The 20,636-nt window shown below is 49.0% G+C and carries 15 protein-coding genes and 2 tRNA genes; 7 read left to right on the forward strand and 10 right to left on the reverse strand.

The window, feature by feature from the left end; all coding sequences use genetic code 11:
• Positions 1 to 174: 174 nt before the first annotated feature.
• Complete coding sequence (locus HEQ50_RS01935) at positions 175 to 759, reverse strand: thymidine kinase (RefSeq protein ID WP_168898778.1); 585 nt, start codon at positions 757 to 759, stop codon at positions 175 to 177.
• A 203-nt stretch (positions 760 to 962) separates the two neighbouring features.
• Here HEQ50_RS01935 and HEQ50_RS01940 point away from each other — a divergent pair, with 203 nt between their 5' ends.
• On the forward strand, positions 963 to 2,312 hold the full coding sequence (locus HEQ50_RS01940; RefSeq protein ID WP_168898779.1) for a Mur ligase family protein: 1,350 nt from the start codon (positions 963 to 965) through the stop codon (positions 2,310 to 2,312).
• The gene (locus HEQ50_RS01945; protein WP_168898780.1) at positions 2,309 to 3,013 is read left to right on the forward strand and encodes a type 1 glutamine amidotransferase; all 705 of its coding nucleotides are present in this window, start codon (positions 2,309 to 2,311) and stop codon (positions 3,011 to 3,013) included. Before HEQ50_RS01940 ends, HEQ50_RS01945 begins: the two co-directional genes overlap by 4 nt.
• Before the next feature lie 129 nt (positions 3,014 to 3,142).
• Here the strand turns inward: HEQ50_RS01945 and HEQ50_RS01950 are convergent, their stop codons facing one another.
• The 3 genes from HEQ50_RS01950 to HEQ50_RS01960 all read right to left on the reverse strand — a co-directional run bounded on the left by HEQ50_RS01950 (position 3,143) and on the right by HEQ50_RS01960 (position 7,870).
• Positions 3,143 to 4,153 (reverse strand): serine hydrolase, encoded by a 1,011-nt coding sequence (locus HEQ50_RS01950; protein WP_168898781.1) that lies wholly within the window; start codon positions 4,151 to 4,153, stop codon positions 3,143 to 3,145.
• Between the two features lie 149 nt (positions 4,154 to 4,302).
• Positions 4,303 to 6,144, reverse strand: coding sequence for an ABC transporter ATP-binding protein (locus HEQ50_RS01955; RefSeq protein ID WP_168898782.1), 1,842 nt, complete (start codon positions 6,142 to 6,144; stop codon positions 4,303 to 4,305).
• Positions 6,137 to 7,870, reverse strand: coding sequence for an ABC transporter ATP-binding protein (locus HEQ50_RS01960; RefSeq protein WP_168898783.1), 1,734 nt, complete (start codon positions 7,868 to 7,870; stop codon positions 6,137 to 6,139). The genes HEQ50_RS01955 and HEQ50_RS01960 overlap by 8 nt, the downstream gene beginning before the upstream one ends.
• 171 nt (positions 7,871 to 8,041) lie before the next feature.
• Between HEQ50_RS01960 and HEQ50_RS01965 the strand changes: the two genes are divergently transcribed.
• Positions 8,042 to 8,371: a hypothetical protein gene (locus HEQ50_RS01965; protein WP_168898784.1), complete on the forward strand. Its 330-nt coding sequence runs from the start codon at positions 8,042 to 8,044 to the stop codon at positions 8,369 to 8,371.
• A gap of 82 nt (positions 8,372 to 8,453) precedes the next feature.
• Here HEQ50_RS01965 and HEQ50_RS01970 read toward each other — a convergent pair whose 3' ends face one another.
• Positions 8,454 to 8,660 carry a hypothetical protein gene (locus HEQ50_RS01970; protein ID WP_168898785.1) on the reverse strand — a complete coding sequence of 69 codons (207 nt, stop codon included), beginning with the start codon at positions 8,658 to 8,660 and terminating at the stop codon, positions 8,454 to 8,456.
• Between the two features lie 101 nt (positions 8,661 to 8,761).
• Positions 8,762 to 9,886, reverse strand: a complete 1,125-nt coding sequence (locus tag HEQ50_RS01975; RefSeq protein WP_232842644.1) for a diguanylate cyclase — start codon at positions 9,884 to 9,886, stop codon at positions 8,762 to 8,764.
• A gap of 276 nt (positions 9,887 to 10,162) precedes the next feature.
• On the opposite strand from HEQ50_RS01975, the gene HEQ50_RS01980 reads away from it, so the two are divergent.
• Together HEQ50_RS01980 and HEQ50_RS01985 are read left to right on the forward strand one after the other, a co-directional pair.
• The gene (locus HEQ50_RS01980; protein ID WP_168898786.1) at positions 10,163 to 10,840 is read left to right on the forward strand and encodes an EAL domain-containing protein; all 678 of its coding nucleotides are present in this window, start codon (positions 10,163 to 10,165) and stop codon (positions 10,838 to 10,840) included.
• 356 nt (positions 10,841 to 11,196) lie between these two features.
• Entirely contained in the window at positions 11,197 to 13,209 is a 2,013-nt protein-coding gene (locus tag HEQ50_RS01985; protein WP_168898787.1) for a SpaA isopeptide-forming pilin-related protein, read from the forward strand.
• A 369-nt stretch (positions 13,210 to 13,578) separates the two neighbouring features.
• Here HEQ50_RS01985 and HEQ50_RS01990 read toward each other — a convergent pair.
• Positions 13,579 to 13,651, reverse strand: a tRNA-Gln gene (locus tag HEQ50_RS01990).
• Positions 13,652 to 13,831: 180 nt separating this feature from the next.
• Here HEQ50_RS01990 and HEQ50_RS01995 point away from each other — a divergent pair.
• A tRNA-Glu gene (locus tag HEQ50_RS01995) sits at positions 13,832 to 13,905 on the forward strand.
• 301 nt (positions 13,906 to 14,206) lie between these two features.
• Positions 14,207 to 14,464, forward strand: a complete 258-nt coding sequence (locus tag HEQ50_RS02000) for a hypothetical protein (protein WP_168898788.1) — start codon at positions 14,207 to 14,209, stop codon at positions 14,462 to 14,464.
• Positions 14,465 to 14,882: 418 nt separating this feature from the next.
• Here HEQ50_RS02000 and HEQ50_RS02005 read toward each other — a convergent pair whose 3' ends face one another.
• The 3 genes from HEQ50_RS02005 to HEQ50_RS02015 form a co-directional block, all read right to left on the reverse strand.
• Positions 14,883 to 17,900 (reverse strand): YfhO family protein, encoded by a 3,018-nt coding sequence (locus HEQ50_RS02005; protein WP_168898789.1) that lies wholly within the window; start codon positions 17,898 to 17,900, stop codon positions 14,883 to 14,885.
• A gap of 302 nt (positions 17,901 to 18,202) precedes the next feature.
• The gene (locus tag HEQ50_RS02010) at positions 18,203 to 19,549 is read right to left on the reverse strand and encodes a glucose-6-phosphate isomerase (RefSeq protein WP_168898790.1); all 1,347 of its coding nucleotides are present in this window, start codon (positions 19,547 to 19,549) and stop codon (positions 18,203 to 18,205) included.
• A 130-nt stretch (positions 19,550 to 19,679) separates the two neighbouring features.
• Complete coding sequence (locus HEQ50_RS02015) at positions 19,680 to 20,546, reverse strand: GRP family sugar transporter (RefSeq protein ID WP_168898791.1); 867 nt, start codon at positions 20,544 to 20,546, stop codon at positions 19,680 to 19,682.
• Between the last annotated feature and the right edge of the window lie 90 nt (positions 20,547 to 20,636).

Consider the following 20,636-nt stretch of genomic DNA (forward strand, 5'->3'; position numbering starts at 1 on the left):
CATTTCTTTTAACTTAAATTCTCTTGATCGTAACCGCCACTAGAGTAGCGCGGCACAAAAAGTCGTATGGCGTCTAGGCCGCCAAATACGACAGTCACTCTCGCTAAGCCAGCTTACCATATCTGGCCGCGAGTACCAGTTCTTTTTGATTATCTCGTGATGGCACCAGCACTACTATTGGCCAATCTGATCCAAAGGCGGATTGAAGTAGTGTCGGCGGCAGACCGGGTAATAGGCCTCATTGCCGCCAATCTGAACCTGCTCGCCTTCATACACGGGCTTACCGTCGTGGAACCGCAGATTCATAATGGCCTTCTTGGTACAGAACCAGCAGATGGTCTTCATTTCCTCGATTTTATCCGCGTACAGTAATAAATACTTCGATCCTTCAAACAATTCGTTTTTAAAATCGTTTTTCAAGCCAAACGTCATCACGGGGATCTTTAACTCATCCACCACTTTGGCCAGTTGAAGCACGTGTTCCTTCTTCAAGAACTGGGCTTCATCAATCAAAACGCAGTTGGCGTGCGCATCAATCCGCTTGATTTCGTCGTACAGATTGGTCTTCTCAAAGATCGGATGGGCTTGCCGCTTTAACCCAATGCGACTGGCGATATAGCCAACCTCATCGCGCGTATCTAACCCACTCGTCATGATAATGACCCGCTTGTGTTGTTCCTCATAGTTATGGGCGACCTTCAAGATTTCAATGGTCTTCCCACTATTCATTGCACCGTACCGAAAAAATAGCTGCGCCACGTTATTCCCACCTTTTTGACAGTTTCCATCTATTATAGCTGATTCCCTACGAAAATTCGACCGTGACGCGACCAAAGTTCTTGGGATTTTGTCAAAGTTGGGCGTAGTTCTCCCCTAAACGTTGAAAAAATGCTAAAATTAGGGCTTGAATAATTAAGGAACTGACACTAAAAAATTTGTCGCGATTAAGGAGCGAAATAGCCATGTCATTAAGAAGCGGCTTTGCCACCTTCGCGGGGAAATCCTCTTACTGGTTTCTCCACACATTTCTCCACGGGGGGAGTTCTCTGCCCGGGAAGATTACCCTGAAGCTGGACCCCAACATTTTACGGACGCTGGGTGCCAAGTACGATGTCATCGTCATTACCGGGACTAACGGTAAGACGCTGACCACCGCACTCACGGTCTCCGTCCTTCACCAAAAGTACCCCACCATTCTCACCAACCCTACCGGTTCTAACATGGAACAAGGGATTGTCACCACATTTTTAAACGCTAAGAATCCCAAGACCGGTCGTCCCTTGGCCGTCCTGGAAGTCGATGAGGCCAACGTCATCAAGGTGACCCAGTACATCGAACCCAAAGTCTTCGTATTCACCAACATCTTCCGCGATCAAATGGACCGCTACGGCGAAATCTACACGACTTACCAAAAGATTCTCGACGGGGTGGCCCTGGCGCCCAACGCCACGATCATCGCCAATGGGGATTCACCGATCTTCCACTCCAAGGAACTGCCGAATCCCATCGAATACTACGGCTTTGACGACCAGCCCGATCAGGACCTGAAGGCCAAACCCAATACGGATGGCGTCCTGTGCCCCGTCTGCGAACACATTTTACATTACCATTCGTTGACCTACAGCAACCAGGGCAAGTATTTCTGCCCAAACTGTGGCTTCGAACGGCCAGAATTGACCTACCGTTTGACGCAGTTGGGCGAACAGACGCCGACCTCCTCTGAATTCGAAGTCGACGGCCATGCCTTTAAGATTGGCGTCGGCGGGACCTACAACATCTACAACGCGCTCGCTGCTTACGCCGTGGGTCGCTTCATGGGGGTGGCTCCGGCCCAGATCGCGCGTGCCTTTACCGGTAATCAACAGGTCTTCGGCCGGCAAGAGGTCATCGACGTGGATGGCAAGCAGGTCACGATCATCTTGGTCAAGAACCCTGTCGGACTGGACCAAGTGCTCCACATGATTGGCACCGACAAGCAGAAATTCTCACTGGTTGGCTTATTGAACGCCAACTATGCCGATGGCATCGACACCAGTTGGATCTGGGATGGTGACTTCGAGCAACTCGCAAAGCGCAACATTCCGACCGTTATTACCGGTGGCGAACGCTACAAGGACATCACGTTTAGACTGAAGGTCGCGGGAATTCCGGATGATCGCCACATTGTCGAACCTGATTTGGAAAAAGTCGTGGCGGAGATTAAGAAGGTGCCCACGGAACGCGTTTACGTTCTGGCCACCTACACCGCCATGCTACAAATGCGAAAGATTTTAGCCGATAAGGGCTACATCAAGGAGGGGTTGGGCGTATGACCTACGAATTAAACGTGGCACATCTCTACGGTAACCTCATGAATACGTATGGGGATGTCGGTAACATTTTGGCATTAAACTACTATGCCAAGCAAATGGATGTGCATTTAAACGTCAAGATTGTCAGCCTGGAAGAAGACTTTCGGGCGGCCGATTATGACCTCGCCTTCTTCGGCGGTGGCCAAGACTTTGAACAGACCATTGTCTCTCAGGATATTCAAACCAAGAAGGCTGAGCTGACCAAGTTCATCGAATCTGGCGGTCCCCTGTTGGCTATCTGCGGGGGCTTCCAGCTGCTCGGTCACTACTACATCGGGGCCGATGGCGAGAAACTGCCCGGCATTGGCGCGTTGGACCACTATACGTTGGCCCAGGATCACAACCGGTTTATCGGCGACATCGTGATCAAGAATCAGGAAACCGGCGAAACTTACCACGGCTTCGAAAACCATCAAGGGTTGACCTATCTGGGCAAGAACGAACGACCACTGGGCAACGTGGTCAGTGGTAAGGGCAATAATGGCGAAGATGGAACGGAAGGCGCGATTTACAAGAACGTCTACTGCTCCTACTTCCACGGCCCCATCCTGACCCGTAACGGCGAGATTGCCAAACACTTACTGGTTGCCGCTCTCCAACGTAAGTTCCCTCACGACGATTTCAGTCAGCAGGAAGCCTTACCGATTCCGGCAACGTTCTAGCTAAGATTTAAAAACTTCAACATTCAGTTAAAATCAAAACTGCGATTAACCAGCACTATCCGTTGGTTAACCGCAGTTTTTTCGTTGCGCTTTTAGTTTTTGACCATGCAGTACTCTGTGTCTACACCCTTACTTTTCAGCTAGATACGTACCAATCACGGCATTGCGCTGGTCGAGATACGGCAGGTTTGGTGCAACCGGATGGACCCGATTCGACAGAAACACCATGGCCTGTTTGGCCGTTTGATCAATCACCAAGTAAGTGCCCGTGAAGCCGGAGTGCCAGATAAGCCGATGGCTGGTGGGCCACTGCGAGGCAGTTAACGCCCAGCCCAAGGACCGATTAGCCTGACCGTTCGGCGTCCAATCGGCCGTTAGACGGTGCACCCAGGTTGGCGGCAGGATTCCGGCCACCTTTTCGGGATACAGATAAGCCTGACAGAACGTGGCCAAGTCGCGAGCCGTGCTAAAGAGCCCCGCTGACCCACAGCGGCGTTGCAGGACAAATCCCTTGGGATCGTGAACTTCGCCGCGAATCAAGCCGCGCTCACGCGTTATGGCCGTGGGCACACAGGCTTGCGGGTCCTGAGGCGTAAACGTACTGTGCACCATTCCTAGTGGCGTCAGCACTCGGTGTTGCACGGCGTTCTGGATGGGTTCTCCCAAGATCCGTTCGACAATCCACCCCATAAAAATATAATTAACATCGGCGTAAACCATCTTGCGATTAAAGGTTGGCCCCACGTGAAGTTTGAGTAAGGCCGCCGTTAAATCCGGTGCCGCTAGCTGATTACGATTGGGAATATAGCCCACAATTCCCGATGTATGCGTGAGTAAATGGCGAATGGTTACGCGTCGGTCTTGCCAGGCGGGAAGCCAATCATGCAAGGAATCGGTCAGCCGTAGCCGCCCTTGCGCCAGAAGTTGTAGCGTGACGCTCAAAGTCCCAACTACCTTAGTCAGTGAAGCGACATCATACACCATCCCCGGCCGTAAAGTCTCGCTATGGGGGACCAGGGCCGCTCGCCCTAATTCACCGGTCTCCACGCGATCTTGATCGATAAACGCATAACTTACCCCGGGAACGATACCCTCGTTGATTAACCGCTGTAATGCCGCCTTTGTCTGTGGATACGTCACTTCTATCGCCTCATCTTTCTCTCCATTCCATTCTACCCCGGAACCTTGGTGGCTGACTACTGGATTGACAAAGTTTCGCCAGATATAGAAAAGGCCCCGAACAAGTCGCGTCCAGGGCCCTGTGTTACCGTATCGTTTTGAGCAAGCCATTAGGCAAGATTGTTGCCCGCAAACTGGCTGTTGTACAGGTCGGCGTAGAAGCCATCGGCCGCCAACAGGCTGTCGTGGTTCCCCGTTTCAACGATGTGGCCGTGGTTCATGACCACAATATTTTCCGCGTTTTGAATCGTGGATAATCGGTGCGCCACCACGAAGCTCGTCCGCCCCGCCAATAAGCGTTCCATGGCCTGTTGAATGAGCATTTCCGTCCGTGTATCCACGGAACTTGTGGCTTCATCCAAGATTAAAACATCCGGATCGGCCACGAAGGCCCGGGCAATCGTCAACAGTTGGCGTTGGCCTTGTGAGATGTTCGAAGCCGCTTCGTTCAAGACGGTATCATAGCCATCCGGTAGTTGCCGGATGAAGGTATCCGCATGAGCCGCCTTGGCCGCCGCATAGACCTCTTCATTGGTCGCGTTCTCCCGACCATACCGAATATTATCGAAGATCGACCCGGTGAAGAGCCACGTATCCTGCAGCACCATCGCAAAGTGTTTCCGCAGTTCTGATCGGGACACCTTGGTTGTCGGTTCGCCACGGTACTTAATCTGACCGGCCTCCACGTCATAGAAGCGTTCCAACAGGTTAATGATGGTCGTCTTCCCGGCACCAGTTGGGCCGACAATCGCGACCATTTCACCCGGTTTCACCTTCAGATTGAAGTCTGCAATCAGTGGATTCTCAGGCGTGTACTGGAAGGCCACGTTATCAAATTCAATCACGTTGCCCGCATCAGCCGTCTGCGCAGGTAATGCTGCGTCGGCGGATTCGTCCATGTCCTTTTCGTCCAAGACCGCGAAGACCCGTTCGGCAGACGCAATTGTCGCCTGGATGGTGTTGGTCAAGTTGGCCATCTGCGTAATTGGTTGTGAGAACTGGTTAGTATATTGCAGAAAGGCTTGCACGTTCCCCAAGCTAACTTGGCCATTAGCGACTTGAATCCCACCAATGACGGCAACGGCCAAGTAATCTAAGTTCTTCACGAAGTTCATCAATGGGAAGATCAGGCTGGAGACAAACTGCGCCTTCCAAGCCGATTGGTAATACTTCTTGTTGTGTTGCTCGAACTGTTCTTGGGTCGCCTGTTCGCGGTTAAACGTCTTGACCACGGTATGGCCAGCATACGTTTCTTCAACCGTATCGTTAAGGAGCCCCAAGTTCTTCTGTTGACTCGCGAAGAATCGCTGTGACTTTGGCGCCACAATCATGACGACGACCAAACTCAGTGGCACGGAAAGTAAGGCCACTAAGGTCAACCAGCCACTAATCGTCAGCATCATGTAGAGCACCCCGAAGAACGTCAGCACACTGGTCACCATCTGTGACAGCGTCTGTTGCAACGTCCCACCGATGTTATCCATATCGTTAGCCATCCGCGACATCAGATCCCCGTTGCTATGGGTATCGTAATAGCTGATCGGCAGATGTTGCATCTTTTGCTTAAGATCTCGCCGCAGTTGGTAAACGACCTTCTGGGCAATCCAGTTCATGATGACCTGTTGGATCACGTTGAAGACGGCCGCAGCGGCATACATGATCCCCACGACCAATAGGATTTGACCAATCTTACCGAAGTCGACGGGTAGACTGTGAATCGGGAGCCCGGCCTTTAATTCCGCCTGTCCCTTCAGCACACCCTTAAACAATTCAGTTGTTGCTTTCCCCAAAATTTTAGGGGTTTTAATTTGTAAAATAACCGCAATTGCAGCAAAAATAAGCACAATCACAATGCCTGGAATCCAACGGCCCATGTAACGGAAGAGCCGAATCGTCGTGCCCCAGAAACTTTGTGGCCGCTGTTTGGTTACGGATCCGCGTCCATTACGCATCGACGACATCCCCCTTTCGGAGTTGTGAGTCCAGAATTTCTTGATAAGTCTTGTTGGTTGCCTTGAGTTCTTCGTGGGTCCCTTGACCGACGATTTTCCCACCATCAATAACCAAGATGAGATCGGCATCAGCCACGGTTGAGACCCGTTGCGCAACGATGACCGTCACGCCGTTTTGAACCTGTTCATCCTTTCGCAGCTCTTGCCGCAATAAGGAGTCGGTCTTGAAGTCCAAAGCGGAGAAGGAATCGTCAAAGATGTAGACACTCGCGCGCTTCAGAATCGTCCGGGCGATGACTAACCGTTGTCGTTGACCACCGGAGAAGTTATCCCCATCTTGTTCAACTGTTGCGTCCAAGCCGCCCTCTTCTTTGACGAAGTCGCTGGCTTGTGCCACATCTAAGGCGTGCCAAATCTGACTGTCCGTCGCGTCCGGCATCCCGTAGACCATGTTGCTCTTGATGGTGCCGGAGAATAGAACCGCCTTTTGTTGGGTGATTGAAATAGCGTGGTGCAAATCGTGTTGGCTCACCGCCGTTAAGGGCGTGCCATTCAGGCGAATCTGACCACTCTCGGGATCAAATAACCGTGGGATCAGGTTAACCAGCGTGGATTTCCCGGACCCGGTTCCCCCAATGATCGCCACCGTCTGGCCGGCCGTCGCGCTAAAGTTCACGTCCGCCAAAGCCAACTCCTCGGCCCCGGTGTAACGGAAGTCCACGTGATCAAATGCCAGACTAGCCGCATCATCCGTCAAATCAACGGGTTGATCGGCATCGTTAATCTTAGACTTCAAGTCCATGACCTCGTTGATCCGCGCCGCCGAAGCTTGTGCCCGGGGAACGAAGACAAAGATCATGGAAACCATCATAAAGCTAATCAGAATCTGGGTGGCATATGTCATGAACGCCACCAAATTCCCGACAGCCATCGATTGGCTCGCAATCAATTGACCACCATACCACACAATCCCGATATTGGTTCCACTGATAATTAACGTAATGACAGGGAACATCAGGGATACAATCATGAAGACCTTAATCCCAGTCCGCGTATAGTCTTGGTTGGCACCTTCAAAGCGATCCTGTTCAAACTGATCTTGATTGAATGCTCGGATGACCCGAACCCCGGTCAAACCTTCACGGAAAGTCAGGTTAATCCGGTCGATCTTTTTTTGCAGACTCTTAAATAGGGGCACCGCAAAATACATGATGGCCCCGGTAAAGATGGCCAAGACGGGCAATGCCACCAAAAAGACCAGCGTCAACTTGGGACTCTTCACATAGGCCAAGACGCCGGCACCAATTAACATGATGGGCGCCATCAACATCATCCGCAACATCTGTACCATGACGTTTTGAATCTGCACCACATCGTTGGTCGTCCGGGTAATCAGTGACGCGTTCCCCACCGTTTCAAACTCTTCGGTTGAGGAAAACGTGACCTTCTTGAAGATTGACGACCGAATCCGTTGGCCCATCTTTTGCGATTGGGTGGCCGCGTAGTACACGTTACCTGCAGAACCCAACACCCCAATAAAACTCAGCAGGAGCATTTTCCCACCGGTTTGCCAGATGTAGCCAATGTCGTTTTGCGCAATCCCTTTATCAATAATATCGGAAGTTAGCGTTGGCAACGAAAGATCACAAATAACTTGAATGATCATAAAGCCCACAGCAAGGACTACTGCCCACCAGTCCAAGTGTTTTCGGGCAAGTCGCATCATTGAATTTTGGCCTTCTTTCTTCTTTTTTCTCTCTGGAAACTGTGTAAACTACATATGCGACAATTATACTCGCCTGAAATTCGTTTGCAATAACGGATTATCTCTTCGCGAACTACTGGTAAACGCAAAAATATTTGTTACAATATAGACACCGAAGGGAGCAAGACAACTGTGGCGAGCAACTCTGATTCAATTTATAATGTTCTATCCTATATTCACCGACACCAAGACAAAGTTAAATTCATTCCCCAGCCGAACAGTAACGTCGTGACCGTTGGGGTGCCCGACACGGTACCAGTAGCCAACGCCGATATTTACTTTCCGGAAAACAATTTACTGGTTAACCGCATGGGCGATGATTTCTTAGCCAAAAACGGCGACCTGTTGGAAGACTTCTTCGCACGCACTAAGAGTTCCAAGCTCGATTACCAACAAGTTTGGATTACCACCGGTTACGTCACGAGTGAACACACCTACCTCGTAGAAATGTCATTTGAATAGCGAACCGTCAAAAAAAGCTCCGGCTAGGCCGAAGCTTTTTTATTTATCACATTTATCGTCAACCAGCGTTGTCGCCTTCACATTAACTAAACAAGGCATGTGAGGCCCACAGTCCGCCGCCAACGACCAGCACCGCCACGATGAAGAACCGGAACAGTGCCGCGAAAGCGACGAGAACGATGGCCCCGATAATGACCGTTCCCACGATTCCTAACAGCCAGCCTGCCAAGCCGAACATTAGGCGTAACAGTGGAAACAGTAACAATAACAGAAGTAATAAAAAGATCACGGTGATCGCTCCAATCCGTCACGGGTTTCCCCCTGACTAGAAGCCTATTTTACACGATAATCCGCGGCATTTCACGAATTATTGCCCAGTTTAATTAAAAATTATCCAACCGTAATCTGTTGCCGCCCATTCTGCTTAGACCGGTACAAGTTGGCATCGACCCGTTTGTAGAAATCCAGTGGGTTACTGTCCTTCAGGCTTAACGCAGAGACACCCACGGAAATGGTGACGTTGATGGTCACGTCATTGTACGTGATCGTCAGGTCCTTCACGGCATCGAACACGGACTGTGCCAATTTCTCCGTCTGATCAACCGTATAGTTGGGACAGATGATGTTGAACTCTTCCCCACCCGTACGGTAGAGCACAATCTTAGGGTCCTGCGCCTTAAGCGTGTTCGTCACCACTCGAGCAACTTGCTTAAGTACTTCATCACCAGCGAGGTGCCCGTACGTATCGTTGACGTGTTTAAAATGGTCGATATCAAACATCATCATGGATAAATCACGGCCGTGCGTGGCACTCTGACGAAATTCATAGCCAATCGCCCGATCGTACGCCGCGAAATTTTGGACTTTGGTCAGTGCGTCCCAGTTGGCAGACTGAAAGAGCCGATCCTTAATCCGGCGGTCCTTATCCTGAATTTTAAAGTAACCATACATCAAAACAACCAGAATCAAATAGTTAATCATTTCGTCCAGATACGTCGACCATGGCAAGTGGAACCGTAACTTGACGAGATACCAGAGCGGCAAGGCAAACGCCACGGCCACAATCGCATAACGGGTAAACGGCGCGCGCCACAGATGGGTACTCTGCACATACGAAAAAACATAGAAAAAGACAAATAGAAACGTGTAAGTCCAAGATAGAGGTTGATTAATGTTGCCGTTCAACAGCATGAAGCCAATACCGGCCAAAAAGACCGCCCAATAAGGGATCTTAACCTGAAGAAAATACGCAACGAAAATCAAAAGTAGCAATTGAAAATTGGTAAAGGTCCACGACAAGTGACTATCGCGCACGATTAATTGCAAGGCAAACACGGAAGTCACGGCACAAACTAAACCAACAATGGTTTGAACCCTTTTAACATTCACCGGTTTGTTTTGTGATTCCGCCTTAGAAGTCGCCCAATTAAAGATTGACCAATAAAGGGTGATGACGCCCAAGACGAAGAAGATACTGGTAATCATCGGTGGTACCAACCAAACTGACCAAGTCATCTGATCAATCTCCTTGTTTTCAGTAGTTTTCCCACGATGGGAAGCAATGGTACATTAATTTATTATCGACAAATAAGATTGTCAGCATAACTAATCCATTGTTATAACTATAATCCAAATATGCCGATAATACTATAGCACTTTGTTACTCGAATCGGCGAACCTGTAACATAACGGCTATGACCTTCCCCCCTTTTAACCGAAACCCCTATTTTAATTCGGCAAAATAAAGTATCATAGTAACTGACCGCTTACAGAAGGAGGATTTGAGAATTTATGTATCGTTATTTCTTACAACCACAATTAGACGTTCTCAACAACTCTCTCATTGGCTATGAACTGCTTATTCGCCAACGAGTTGACGGTAAATGGACGCTTCCACACGATTTTGAATCCATTCCGATTGATATTCAGGCCGACCTGATTACGCGAACGGCAAAGAAGCTCATGTTAAAGATTGGTTCCGTATCATTCAATGTTAACCAGAGCCAGTTCATTGAGCCGACTATTGCGCAGGCCATCATTGCGGCGCAAAAACAAATCTATCCCGTCAACCTAGTGCTAGAAGTCACCGAAGAACGGACAGATAAGCACGTCACCAACCAACAGATCATCGAGCAAGTCCACTTCTTTGATGATCACGGTATCCAGTTGAGTCTAGATGATATCGGCACTGGCATTAATACATATGAGCACCTCAAACCGATTCTGCCCTATGCCAGTGAAATCAAGTTTGCCATGCAAAACTTTCGACAAGAGGGACGCGAAGCCGAGATCCCCAAGAATCTGAAGTTCTGGAAGTCGATTGCCGACCAGTACAAACTACGGTTAATTCTAGAGGGTGTGGAAAACCAAGACGAGGCAGACATGGCCGATGAGTTAGAGATCGATCTGTGTCAGGGCTGGTTTTACGGCAAACCACATTTATTCAAATTAGACGGCGATAAATTCTAAACGGCAAGTCATTCTCTAGAGTGGCTTTTTTTCTTTGCTTTTTTAGGCCCCAATCCTGTAAACATCTTATCCGCGTACTCACTTAGCAATCAAATTATTTCCATGTGACTTCAGTGGTCGCAACTGAGAGCCGAAGTCAACGGGAAACCGGTGTTCCGGCTCCGTTAACCATCTCACCTTTCTCAACATGACCATTTTGTTCCTTCAGCTCCCCCACCGGTCAAAATCGCACTATAGTGAAAGTAGAGCAGTGAAGTGAGATATCTCATATCAGATATTTCTAATCTCAGCAGTTACGCTGATTGACCATGACTCAACCAGTCGACTACTAATTTGAGGCGATTGGAGGAATTATAATGCAAAGAAAACAAGCACACGTTGTGATTGGTTTTCTAATAGCTGTCATGATCTGTTTGATCGGTGGCTTTGGTGCTAGCGGCATCTCTGCTCACGCTAGTACAGTTAGCGTTTCCGGTTTAGGCGAAAATGATGCCACGATTACAGATTCCAGCGGCAAAACCATTCCCAACGGTAGCGATCTGAGTAAATGGGACAACTACGAAGTGCATTATCAATGGGGGATTCCAGATGGTGAACCTATTCAAGCCGGCGATACGGTAACGGTTAACCTTCCACAAAACGCTGTCGGTTATAAGGACATCAGTTTTCCACTTTATGATGACAACGGCGCCGAGATTGGGACATTCTCGATTGCCGAGGGTGCCACGACCGGGACAATTACGTTCAACGATGCCTTAGCTAGCACCGCGACTAACCGTGAAGGAACGCTTCAATTCTACGTTAAAGGAACCCAAGAAAATGAAAATGTTGGGCTTGATTGGGGGATCAACAAGATTGGTTGGGTCTCCGGCCATAACTCAGACGGAACCCCTTCGCAATTAACCTGGAATATTGCGTTTAACCCAAACAGTACGCACTTAGGTGAAACGGTCATTACCGATAACCTTGGCCCTGGTCAAACCTACATTCCTGGAAGTGTCCAGGCTTCCACGGGTAAGTTTGATGCAAATGGTAACTTTGTCGGCGATGGCAATTCTCTGACCCCAAGTGTTGACGCCAGTGGTAATACCGTTATCTTTACGTTTGATGATGTCACCACGGCGGTCAACATGACCTACCACACCAAGCCAGACGTCTCTGGCACGAGTGGCATTTGGAAGAATAGTGCTTCTTTAAACGGCCAAAATGTTGGTTCCAGTATCGCTTGGGGGGGCACTGGTAGTGGTAACGGTAACGGTAACGAAGATGATAACAATACCACAGATGAAAACCTGGGTAACGTTAAATTAACCAAAACCGATGCCGCAACCGGTAAAGCTCTGGCTGGCGCTATCTATGAACTACAAGATGCCAACGGCAATGTTCTAGAATCTGGCCTGAAGACTGATGCAGAAGGTGTTCTCACGTGTTCTAATTTGGCAGCGGGACATTATCAATTCGTTGAAACACAAGCCCCTGAAGGCTATGCTTTAAATACAGCACCACTTCCATTTGACATTACAGCAGGTTCTTCTGCCACAGTCTCAGTATCTGCTAAAGATACGGCTCTCTCTGGCGGTAGCACCACACCTGAGAATCCTGAGAATCCTGAGAATCCTGAGAACCCAGGCACCACGACGCCTCCTACTACGCCAACCGAACCCGAAAATCCTGAGAATCCGGGCACCACGACGCCTCCTACTACGCCAACCGAACCTGAGAATCCTGAGAATCCGGGCACCACGACGCCTCCTACTACGCCAACCGAACCTGAGAATCCTGAGAATCCGGGCACCACGACGCCTCCTACTACGCCAACTGAACCCGAAAATCCTGAGAATCCAGGCACCACGACGCCTCCTACTACGCCAACTGAACCCGAAAATCCTGAGAATCCGGGCACCACGACGCCTCCTACTACGCCAACTGAACCTGAGAATCCGGAGAATCCGGGCACCACAACGCCAACCACGCCAACTGAACCTGAGAATCCTGAAAATCCGGGCACCACAACGCCAACCACGCCAACTGAACCTGAGAATCCTGAAACTGGTACGACGCCAACCACGCCAGCAGAACCAGAAACGCCGGGTTCTTCAGAGAATCCTAGTGTCACGTCGCCCAACAACTCAGGAATGAATCCTTCGAGCAGTAATGGCGGTTCAGGAGACAATGGAGCCGGACAAACTACTGGCGCATCTGGCGCGTCAACCAATGGTGCGGGCACTTCATCCGCATCCGGTCATTATGCTAGCGGTAAGCTTCCACAAACGGGTGAACATAAGACTGGCAATCATATTTTGACACTTGCCGGATTTGCCCTCTTGTTCGCAAGCTTGGGCCTCTGGTATCATGAACGCCACGCCTAAACGTTTGTAATCAAACTTGATCAACACTCAAGCTGATCAATATAGCCATTCAAAAAGTGATTCTAACTTCGGTCAGAATCACTTTTTTTAGAAAATTTTTGGCTCCGATTTTGGCTCCGGTTCGGTTTACACCCTTGACCCAGGTTTTAACAAACAAATTGCTGCTAAGGAAAAACGAATCGCCCCGGAAACTCATCGCTTGCCCTGTTTTCCAGCCACCATTGTGACTTTCCAAACTGAATGTCTTTTGGCTGTCAATTGGCTGTCATTTCGTCGTAATTTATGGCGACTAATAACCACCGAAAGCAAAAGAAAAGCCATCATAGCGGGCTTTATAAGCTCCTACGATGACTAATGATTACGCTATGATTGGGTATACTGGGCTCGAACCAGTAAATTACGGATTCAGAGTCCGCTGCCTTACCAATTTGGCGAATACCCAATAAGGCTCGTTGTCGAAACAACTATTTAATAGTAACTTGTTTGGATATTAGTGTCAACTCATTTTCACGAAAAAGTTCAGTAAACTGTATGAATTCCCATTTTCATGTAATTTTATGCAAACAACAATTGACAATTTTTAGCAACTAGCGTACATTAGTAATTGCCTAGTTAATGACATTGCCCGCTGGTCAAACTGGTTTAAGACGTCGCCCTCTCAAGGCGGAGTTACGGGTTCGAGCCCCGTGCGGGTGATAATTAGAGATTCACTAACGTACGTAACGTCCTGTAAGTGCTGTAGTATCAGCGTTTACAGGACGTTTTGTTTTGCTTAAAATCGTCGACGAGCAACCTCATCTTTGCAAATTCTTTGCAATAGGATCATTCACCACAACCAGCGAAAACTTTGCGAAGAGCCATGATTGTTCTTTAAAAATGATCGTATTATTTTCAAGCTATGCTCATTTATAAAAATCATGGCACGCTAAAAAAAGTTAGAGACGACGAGTTGCTTTGCCGAACGCTTGTTCGTATAATGGTGATTGAGGTGATCACAATGACAAAACGCGCCGTAAATGGCAAAATTACCGGCACACCCAAAGTTTTAAAACTCGCCCCCCTCTTACTCTTCGCAAAACTTACAACGGCAGAAGGCGTCCAGCTGAACTGTTTAATTCATCAACACGGCCTGAATTTCCTCTACCAAGCCACTCTTGGCGCACAGGTCGCCGTATACGGCCACTATAACGCCCGTCAGCAGTTTGTCATCGAGAAGTTCACCATCCTCTCTCGAACGACGCAAACCGCCTCCTAAGCCACTTTACGTCCGCTCAACCATCCGCCAAAAATTGCCGGGCTTTTTATAATTTTAATGATATGCTATAAATAATTAAATAGATAAACTTCTTGTCAAATCGTTGTCCATCCTTTAAGATTGGTCTGTACCGTTAGATCGCTTAAGGAGGCACCTAAAATGCTGGATCAGTCACCGTTTGACCACTATTTTTCGATCATCGCACCCCGCACAGGACTGTTTCGTCAATGATGGGCCGACGACAGACACCACCCCATCACTACTTTTTCGCTGAACTCGCCTTTCTCGTTGGCCTCGCAATCACCTTAATTTGGGATTTTTTCACTTACAATTAAACGCAAAACGGCACCCCGCTTTTACACGAAGTACCGCTTCATCCGGCATCTCCCGACGTGTCGAGAGATGCTTTTTTCTAAATTTACCGTCGTCGTTGCCACCAATAATGGTAGCCGCCCGTTATCAGAAGTACGAGAACGCCGAGTGCGGTCAATGCCATCCCCAATCGTTGTCCTGGTGTCCGATAAGTTAATTCAATCTTGTGGTTACCAGCTGAAAGCCGAGCACCCACGAAACCAACATTCACCTTGGTGATTGGCTGTTCTTTGCCATCCACCTTCAGCTTCCACCCCGTATTATACGGAATCGACGTCGTCAAGACGCTGGCCTGCGTTGCCCGTGACGTTCCCGTCACACGGTTATCCTTAACGTGGAGGCCCTGTAATCCCTGCCGCTGAAGGTGCGTCATCCGTTGTGCATATTGGCTACCAAATGGCACTGCAATGACCTTAGCCGACTTAAACGACAGACTTTTGACTCCCTTGAACGTTAACTTAATATTTTGCCGCGCCTTATCCGAATAGCCCAGATTCAAGAGCACATGCTGCTTTTTCTGATAATCCGACAGGTTCGACTGTCCCAGTTGATTAAAGCTCGTGACGTTATTCGCCGTTGTGGCCGTCACACCGTATGCCCCATCACTCTGATTCCAAATAGCTGACCGTAGCTGATTGAGCCGCGCAATCCCCGTAAAGGCCTGATTACTGAAAGCCTTGGTCGCCTTAGCGGCCCGATACTTATCAGCCACCGAGAACCGTTCAGCCTGAATACCGTCTAGTTCCAAATACAGCTCGGTTCCCTTGTTTTGCTTAGGGTGTTCGAGGTGTAAGTGATACGTCACCGGCTGATTCTGGTTATCACTGATCAGTTTGTGTAGGGTTGTCCGGTTAGCCCGATTGTTTTTCGCCAACGCCGTCCGGTTTTGCTTGGTCAGCTGTCGCAACCGCGCCTTATCATCCGTGATATTGACCGACCGATCTTGGTTATTCTTCATCAGTGAGGACTTGGTCGTCGTCACCTTATCCGGATCCATCTGGTTCCCCTGTTGCCGGAACTTCATCACCTGGCGTAAGTTGTCCAACACCGTACTGTTGTCCGCCTTGGTCTGGTAACGCAAGGTCCGATTCTGACTGTGGTACGACGTGGTTGGAACGCCCTTGACCCGTTTCTCCGGTAACGCTCCGACCGTGAGTGCCTGTTCCTTATCGCTCCCGTTCAGTTGCTTGAACTGGGCTTGGCTGAGCTGCTTCGTCTGCAGGTAAGCCAGGGGCAGGGCATATTTTGACTTCAAAATAACCGTATCGTAGTTATTTCCCAAATCGTGAACCGGTTGATCCTGGTAGGTCAGTACCCGACCATTCTTTTTTACCGGCGTATAACCATAAGGGAACCCTTGTGTCTTGAGCTGATTGCTACGGGCAAAAATGTAGTTTACGCCCAGTAGGTTACTCATGGTCGTTCGATTATCCGCCTGATTAATGGGCTTGTTCATCTTGAACTGCGAGTTCGCCAATTCTTCACTGAACTCACCCACCGAACCATCCTGAATCGAGAAATAGGACATGATGTCATGAGCACCTAGGTTCATCCCCATGTTGGTTTTTGCTTCATTACTGTAGTAATAATACTTGCTAATCGTGCTCCGGTTAAAGCCGGGCTGTTGCTTGACGTATTTCTCAGCCCCATCATAAAAGTTCTTCTGGAACTTGCTAGCCACGCCACGCGTCAACAGTTGATTACTAGCGCCCCCAGAATTGGGACTGAAGTAACCATACCCATTGGCCACAATGTTCAGGCACAAGAGCCCGAGCAACGTCCAAATCACCTGGTGACGTGACCACTGATAGAAGTGCCCCACCACGATGGCGCCAAGCGTGAGTAGTAGTAAGCCATAGATGACGAGATCATGTGGCTGATTACTGAAAATAAACCCGTTGGCGGCCCAGACCAGGACCAACAAGAAGAGGGTTCCCACAATCATCGCCGAGAGGTCGCTGCGGTCAATCCGCGGTAATGCGTCGATAAAGTACATCACGGCCAAACTAAAGGCTAAACACCCCAGTAACAGCCACCGCTGTGAGGGCGTAGTCCCCCCATTCATGACTGCGGCGACTTCCGGCAGTAGCGACCCAATGATTAAGATCAACAGGCCAATATCAAACCAGAGATACCGCCGTGCATGCCGCACCACGTACATCAAGCTCAAGAAGGTCAGTCCCGCTAGCCCGAGGTTCGCCCAGAAACGCATCGCATTCCCGGTCGTCACTAACGCATTCGGCAATCGTAGATAGTAGCTAAAGGGATAAATAAAGTAGCCGTTGGCAAAGTTCCCCGTCGCTCGTGTCGAGGTTAAGACCCCGATTAACGATGGGATAAAGATGATACCGGCTAGCAAGAAACCCGCCAATCCGGCGCCCACTAGTCTTATAATCAGTGGCCAGCCTTTCTGCGCAATCGTTTCACGGACGGCAAAGTACCGTAGAACGGCGTAGACCAGACTCCCAATTGCGAGAATGTAGGCAAAATAAAAGTTACTAATCAACGCCAAACCAGTGAACACGGTCAAGGGTACCCAAGTCTTCCCCAGATAAATGTGGTCAATCCCGTAGGCCAACAGTGGAAACAGGATCATTGGCAATAGGAAGAACGGGTGTCGAATGCTGACGTACAGCGAGTATCCGGTAAACGTATACGTTAACGTTCCCAACATCTGGCTTCCCGGCTTGAAGTGGCGTTGCCGGGCAAATAGCATGAAGGCCAACCCACTCACGTATAATCGCAATAAAATAAGCAGGTTGTAGCCCATTTCAATGCTATGTTTCGGGAAGAACCAAATGAGGTAGCTAAAGGGATCGCCCAGGACATAGTAAGAGAAGGTCGTCATCTTGTCCGCGCCTAAGCCCAGATTCCAAGACCACCCTGATAAACTCCCGGCGTGTAGCCAGGTATAGAACTTTTCCAAAACGGGATAGTGTTGTGCTAAGCCGTCCCCTTCCCAAATAAACGACTTCCCCGTCAGAATAAAGATGCCATAGAGGCACACGACTAATCCAACAAAGATTAGCGTATAAAGCCCATAATTCTTCTTTGATGCCTTCACTAAAATTCTCTCCCCTATCTTAAGTCCCTATTTCTCCGATTGAAACAGTAATGTCTAGTTTAACTTTCCCTCTACCACTATACGGGGCCATTTCTCACTTCTCAAGGGGTATGACACATCTGTAACAAAATCTTCACTTGCTGTAACATTTCTGCTAACAGTCATTTCGACCTTGAATAGGTTCACCCCGCACTAGCTTTACGGCGTCTATCCCCCACAACAAGGGGATTTGGTCTCCCGATGCCAACAAAAAAGGCACCCATTCAATCGAATTGAGTGCCTCTCGTTTCGTTATTCTACAATTACAGACGAGCGTTAAGTTCCTTACCTAACTTTTCAAACCCTGGCTTGCCTAAAAGCGCAAACATGTTGGTCTTGTAAGCTTCAACACCGGGTTGGTTGAATGGGTTGATCCCGTTCAGGTAACCGGAAATCCCAATGGCCACTTCAAAGAAGTAGATGAGGTAACCCAGCGTGTATGGCGTCGTATCTGGGATATGAACGCTCATGTTAGGCACGCCACCATCGGTATGGGCTAAGACAACCCCTTCAAAGGCCTTTTGGTTCACAAAGCCCATGTTCTTACCTTGGAGGTAGCCTAAGCCATCCAAATCATCGTCAGCCGTTGGAACATCAACGTCAGTACGTGGCTTGTCGATCATCACAACCGTTTCCATCAGGTTCCGTTGTCCTTCTTGGATGTATTGCCCTAATGAGTGCAGGTCAGTACTGAAGTTTGCAGAAGATGGGTAAATCCCCTTTTGATCCTTACCTTCGGATTCACCGGTTAATTGCTTCCACCATTCTGCCAGGTACTGCAGACGTGGTTCGTAGTTTTCCAGTAATTCAGTCGTGTAGCCCTTCCGATACAAAATGTTCCGTAAAGCGGCGTATTGGTAGGCTTCATTCTTAGTTAAATCAGGGTTCGTGTAGGCATCTTGCGCATCCGCAGCCCCCTGCATTAAGTCGTCAATGTTGGCGCCTGAGGCCGCAATAGGCAATAACCCAACGGCACTCAAGACGGAGTAACGGCCCCCAACGCCATCCGGGATAACAAAGGATTCGTACCCAGCCGCATTGGCTTCGGTCTTCAAGGCACCGCGCTTCTTATCCGTCGTGGCGTAAATCCGGTCCTTGGCCCCTGCTTCACCATACTTCTTAATCAACATGTCTTTGAAGATTCGGAAGGCAATGGATGGTTCCGTCGTAGTCCCAGACTTCGAAATCACGTTGACGGAGAAGTCCCGATCGCCAATCAGGTTGATCAAATCATGGACGTAATCGGCACTGACGGAGTTCCCGGCAAAGAAGACTTGCGGGGCGTTCCGCTTGTCGGCTGGCAAGTAGTTGAAGAACGTATCGTTCAAGAAATCGACGGCCATCTTGGCACCCAGGTAGGATCCCCCGATACCGATGACGACTAACACAGCAGAGTCGGACTGAATCTTCTTCGCTGCGGCCTTAATCCGTGCAAATTCTTCCTTGTCATAGTCCTTAGGTAACGTTAACCAGTCACGGAAGTCACTCCCGGCACCGGTTCCTTGGCGTAACTCCGTGTCCGCCGCCGTAACCATTGCTTGCATTTCTCCTAATTCGTTGTCATGAACAAATGGTTCAAGTTTCGAAAGATCAAAGGCGATATGTGCCATATTCAGAAAACCTCACTTTTATTGTTATTGACTAGTCCATTATAACGCAAACTGCCACGATGTAAATGGTATAGTCCAAATTTTTTGTAAATAAAAAGGTCGATAACCATCGTTATCAACCAAATGTAACCTATTTCATCAAACCTAGGGTAACCCCACCCACAACGACCAATAGTGAGCCAATTGTGATGTAGACCATTTCGCGACTCGTCTTCTTTTCACCCAAGAGCCAGATGCTCCCGAAGGTTGAAATCACAATTCCACATTGCGCCAACGAATAACTGATGGCTAGACCAATCGAAGGAATGGCCATGAACATGAAGAAGTTCCCAATTCCCCAAACGATCCCGGTCATAATATTCTTGGCCGTCGCCTTGTGCATCACCTTTTGCCGTGAGAATAGAACGAAAATCGTAGCTCCCAGAATCATCCCCAGCGATTGCGGGAAGATGACCGTCTTTGAAGGCAGGCCCGAAGCATTCACGATCACCGTGTAGAGCACGTATCCAATCGTGGAAATAATAATGGCAGTTGCCCCTTTACCGGCTTGCATCGGTTGACCCGTTCCAGCCGTTTGGGCCTTGGCATCCCGCAATGACGTTAAGGCTGCCCCGGCAATCAAGACGATGACGGCAATTGTCCCCATCGTAACCATCCGCGCCGTCTTCCATTCGTGGAACAATAGGACCCCGGCCAACGCCGTTCCTACCAGCTGTAACCCGGTAGAGATGGGCACCGTCCGCGAGATACCGATAAACTTCATGGATTGGAATTGTTCAAATTGCCCAACGGACCAGCAGAGTCCCGAAGCAATCCCCACAATCATTGCCATGCCGGAAATCGCCGTGTGAAAATAAAAGACTGAAAATAGACCGAATAAAACGGCCCCTGCGGTCATCCCCAACGTTTGTTGGTAAGAAGTTCCGCCTAACTTACCACTGATCAATCCGATACTTCCCCAACAGACCGTGGGGATTAAAGCTAGTAAAATACCCATTTGTAAACCTCAACTCTCGTTTCAATTCTGCGTTATTTTCTTGAAAGCGTTTTTTATTTAGCAATAGTAAGTCTACTGTTTTCGATTCTA

Source organism: Lactobacillus sp. HBUAS51381 (genome assembly GCF_012641095.1).
Classification (GTDB): domain Bacteria; phylum Bacillota; class Bacilli; order Lactobacillales; family Lactobacillaceae; genus Levilactobacillus.

Coding starts and splice junctions, on each gene's coding strand:
- HEQ50_RS01940 (WP_168898779.1), top strand. CDS start 963: ATGTCATTAAGAAGCGGCTTTGCCACCTTCGCGGGGAAATCCTCTTAC.
- HEQ50_RS01945 (WP_168898780.1), top strand. CDS start 2,309: ATGACCTACGAATTAAACGTGGCACATCTCTACGGTAACCTCATGAAT.
- HEQ50_RS01955 (WP_168898782.1), bottom strand. CDS start 6,144: ATGCGTAATGGACGCGGATCCGTAACCAAACAGCGGCCACAAAGTTTC.
- HEQ50_RS01960 (WP_168898783.1), bottom strand. CDS start 7,870: ATGATGCGACTTGCCCGAAAACACTTGGACTGGTGGGCAGTAGTCCTT.
- HEQ50_RS01975 (WP_232842644.1), bottom strand. CDS start 9,886: ATGACTTGGTCAGTTTGGTTGGTACCACCGATGATTACCAGTATCTTC.
- HEQ50_RS01980 (WP_168898786.1), top strand. CDS start 10,163: ATGTATCGTTATTTCTTACAACCACAATTAGACGTTCTCAACAACTCT.
- HEQ50_RS01985 (WP_168898787.1), top strand. CDS start 11,197: ATGCAAAGAAAACAAGCACACGTTGTGATTGGTTTTCTAATAGCTGTC.
- HEQ50_RS02000 (WP_168898788.1), top strand. CDS start 14,207: ATGACAAAACGCGCCGTAAATGGCAAAATTACCGGCACACCCAAAGTT.
- HEQ50_RS02010 (WP_168898790.1), bottom strand. CDS start 19,549: ATGGCACATATCGCCTTTGATCTTTCGAAACTTGAACCATTTGTTCAT.
- HEQ50_RS02015 (WP_168898791.1), bottom strand. CDS start 20,546: ATGGGTATTTTACTAGCTTTAATCCCCACGGTCTGTTGGGGAAGTATC.